The following is a 3,929-nucleotide window of genomic DNA, read 5'->3' as shown; positions in this document are numbered from 1 at the left end:
GATGCACTGACCGGTCCGGAAGATCCGCGATCGAGTCTGGACAAGGACGCCGCCGGCGTCGGCGGTTATCCAAAACTGTATCGTCCCCGTTGGGCCGTCTTTGTGCTACGCGATCGTCTGGTGCCCGAAGCGTTCGGCCCCGGTGCAGTGCTACGGCTGGAGATGCTGCAATCCAACAGCGTTGCCGGAAATCTGGCCACGCCGATCCGCCATTTTCGTTGGCAGGTCTGCGACGAAGCGGCTTGGACGGAGTTGATCGCATCGAAGGCACTTGCCGACGCGACCGAAGCGTTGCAGCAAGCGAAGCAAGCGGCCGCGAAAGTGCGTGGCGCGGACCTGCCGGTGATGCAGCAACGCCAAGCCGCGGTCGGCCGGGCGACACGTCAATTCATCCGCGGCAATTGGCTCGATCGTGGCGAAGAGATCCCGCCGGGAATCCCCACCGTTTTTGACACCGAGCAAACGGTTCGCAACCGATTGGACTTTGCCCGCTGGATCGTTTCACGCGACAACCCGTTGGCCGCCCGCGTCTGGGTCAATCGTATCTGGGCGCAGCTGTTCGGGATCGGCTTGGTCGAGACCTTGGAAGATTTCGGATCCAGTGGAACACAACCGGTGGATCGCGAATTGTTGGACCATCTCGCGTTGCGTCTACGTGAACAACACCGTTGGCAGCTGAAGCCACTGTTGCGAGAACTCGTGCTGTCGTCGGTGTATCGTCAGACCAGTGCGGCGCCGGAATCGCTGCGTGAGCACGACCCGCGCAACCGGTTGTTGGCGCGCGGTCCGCGAACACGGTTGACGGCGGAGATGATTCGTGATCAAGCGTTGTCGGTCGCGGGGCTGTTGGAAAATCGTCTCGGTGGGCCGTCGGTCATGCCCCCGCAACCCGATGGTGTTTGGCAAACCGTTTACAGCGGCGCGCAGTGGAAGACGCCTGAAGGAGCCGACCGGTATCGACGGGCGCTCTACACGTATTGGCGACGCACCAGTCCCTACCCCAGTTTCTTGATGTTCGATGCGCCGACCCGCGATCTGTGCTCGGCTCGGCGGATCGCGACCAACACACCGTTGCAAGCGCTGGTCACATTGAACGATCCCGTCTATGTCGAATGTGGGCGGGCACTGGCAACTCGCGCGACCGAACTGTCCGCCGCGGATGACGCCGCGGACGTTGCGGATGCGATCGAGTGGATGTACTGGGCGGTGACACAGCGGCCGCCCGGCCAACTTGAAATCGATGAATTGACGCAACTGTATCACGATTTGCGGGAAGACCCATCGGGTGACGTCGCCCGCGAGGGGATCGCCCTCGACGCCCTGGCGATCGTCGCCAACACCATTCTGAATTTGGATCGAGCGGTAACGAAATGAAAAGTATTCACGACCAGGTTCAAGAAGAATTCGCACGACTGCAGACGCGGAAGCATTTTCTAAGAAACTGCTCGATGGGGCTCGCCGGGGTCTGGTTGGGCGAACGATCGGTCGCCGCCGACCGGGTCGGCACGCAATCGGACGCCGCCGATGCCGGGCAATCGATTCCGCACTTTCCGCCACGGGCCAAACGGGTCATTTTTCTGCACATGGCCGGTTCACCCAGCCAACTGGAATTGTTCGATTACAAGCCGGAACTGCAAAAGCTTGATGGCCAGGATTGTCCCGCCAGTTTTTTAGAGGGCAAGCGTTTCGCCTTCATCCAAGGTGTTCCAAAGATGCTGGGGCCGCAGTATCCGTTTCAACAATGCGGCCAAAGCGGTGCCTGGGTCTCCGATCGCATGCCGGAATTTCAATCGGTCGTCGATCGGGTTTGTTTCGTCAAATCGATGCACACCAGCCAGTTCAATCATGGACCGGCCCAATTGCTGCTGCACACGGGAAACCAGAATCTAGGCAGTGCGTCGTTCGGTGCGTGGACCATGTATGGTCTAGGCAGCGAAAGCGAAAACTTGCCGGGCTTCATCGTGCTGGTTTCAGGCGGCAAGACGCCGTCGGCCGGAAAGAGCGTTTGGGGGTCTGGTTTTTTACCCTCGGTTTACCAGGGAGTTCAGTGTCGGTCCAAGGGTGACCCGGTGCTGTATCTGTCCAACCCCGAAGGCGTGTCGCTGCAACAACGACGTCGCGCCTTGGACGCGATCGGAAGGATCAATCAGCAAACGTTCAACGAAACCGGTGATCCGGAAGTGTTGACGCGAATCTCCCAATACGAGATGGCGTTTCGGATGCAAACCCATGCGACCGAAGCGTTTGATTTGCGACAGGAAGACAAGGCCACGCACGCCCTGTACGGCACCGAGCCGGGCAAGGAATCGTTCGCCAACAATTGTTTGCTCGCCCGACGCTTGGCCGAGCGTGGTGTGCGTTTCATCCAGCTGTTTCACTGGGGTTGGGATTCACACGGTGCGGCCGAAAGCGAAGCCCTCAACGGCGGGTTTAAGACGCGATGCGAAGAGGTCGATCGCCCGATCGCGGCACTGTTGAATGATCTCGGTCAGCGCGGGTTGCTCGAAGACACGTTGGTGGTTTGGGGCGGCGAATTCGGTCGCACACCGATGCGGGAAAACCGTGGCGGCCGCGAAATGCGATTTGTCGGCCGCGATCACAATCCCGGTGCGTTCACGATGTGGATGGCCGGCGGCGGAATCAAACCCGGGATCTCGTATGGCGAAACGGACGAGATCGGCTACGAGGCCATCGAGAACAAGGTCTCGCCGCATGACCTACACGCGACGCTGCTGCATCTGCTGGGGATCGACCACAAGCGATTGACCTACATGCATCAAGGGTTGCCGCAACGATTGTCAAACGTCACCCAGCCCTCGCGCGTGATTGAAGACATCATGGCGTGAGACCTGCTCTGGGAGACGATGGGTTAGACGTCGAGCTTCTCGGCCTTTTCCAAAATCTCCGACTCCAGCGCCTGTTTGGCTTCGAGGGCTTGCAGCAATTCTCGCTGTTCGGCTTCGAATTCCTCTTGCTGTTCGACCGACATGGCGTGTTCCTGGTCACCCTTGAATCCGGCGCGGCGTTTATCCAGTCGTTCGACGTCGTCCAGATCACCGTAGAGGATCAGCACATCGCCGGGTTGGACGAGGTCGTCGCCCCGCGGCGTGCCTTGAAAAATACCGCCCTCGCGGCGAATGCTCAGCACCAGAATCCCTTCGTCGCTCAGCCGTAGCGACGCGAGCGATTTACCGGCCATCCAGTCGCGCGGCTCGACCAACATTTCAGTCACCGCGTAGCCGCGTGAGAGTTCCAGCAGGCTGACGTAATCGCGAACGTCCAGGTCCGTGAACGTTTTCAGCAGCCAGGCGATGACGCGGTTCATGTGTCGTTCGACCCAACGACTGGAAAAAAAGATCCACAGGAACGTGATGCCGCCGATCAGGATCGAGAACAACAGGACCTGGGTTTGCCAGGTGGAGTTCGACGTGCTCATCACCGACACCATCACGGTCGCGGCGACGGTGGCAATCCCGACATTGCCCAGCAGCATCAACAGCATCACGATCTGCCGCCGCACGGGATGGGTGACCACCATTTCCGATTCCTGGGTGGTGAATCCGGACCCGGTGAACGCTGATCGGGCTTGGAATTTCGCCGCTTCGCGCGACAGCCCGGTGAACATCAACGCCATCGCGGCCACCCGCGTGACGATCATCGACAGCGTGAGCGTCACCAATAGTGAAATTACACCGATCAAAAGAAGTCTCCGGCCGATCGAATGGAAGTCAATGGTCGCCTTGCGTTTCGGGTCGGCGGTCGTGGACGAGGCGACGCGTCCTCGCCGATCTGCCGACTGTGGAGGACTCGTCGCCTTGTCCGATACTGGGAAATTGGGTGGGGGACTCGTCGCCTCGTCCACTACTGGGAAACTGGGTGGGGGACTCGTCGCCTCGTCCACTACCTGAAAACTGGGTGGGGGACTCGTC

The 3,929-nt window shown here is 59.9% G+C and carries 3 protein-coding genes; 2 read left to right on the top strand and 1 reads right to left on the bottom strand.

Features of this window, described 5'->3' with window-relative positions; genetic code table 11:
• Positions 1-1,374 (top strand): DUF1553 domain-containing protein (locus tag ABX749_RS24945; protein ID WP_372898380.1); only part of this gene is annotated, 1,374 nt, incomplete at its 5' end.
• Entirely contained in the window at positions 1,371-2,846 is a 1,476-nt protein-coding gene (locus ABX749_RS24940; RefSeq protein WP_372898379.1) for a DUF1501 domain-containing protein, read from the top strand. The genes ABX749_RS24945 and ABX749_RS24940, both read left to right, overlap by 4 nt.
• Positions 2,847-2,869: 23 nt before the next feature.
• On the opposite strand, the gene ABX749_RS24935 is transcribed toward ABX749_RS24940, so the two are convergent.
• Positions 2,870-3,700, bottom strand: a complete 831-nt coding sequence (locus ABX749_RS24935) for a TrkA C-terminal domain-containing protein (RefSeq protein ID WP_145214240.1) — start codon at positions 3,698-3,700, stop codon at positions 2,870-2,872.
• Positions 3,701-3,929 lie beyond the last annotated feature (229 nt).

This window comes from Stieleria sp. (genome assembly GCF_041595215.1).
GTDB lineage: Bacteria > Planctomycetota > Planctomycetia > Pirellulales > Pirellulaceae > Stieleria > Stieleria magnilauensis.
This window is presented reverse-complemented; position numbering and strand designations above follow the sequence as displayed.

Coding starts and splice junctions, on each gene's coding strand:
- ABX749_RS24940 (WP_372898379.1), top strand. CDS start 1,371: ATGAAAAGTATTCACGACCAGGTTCAAGAAGAATTCGCACGACTGCAG.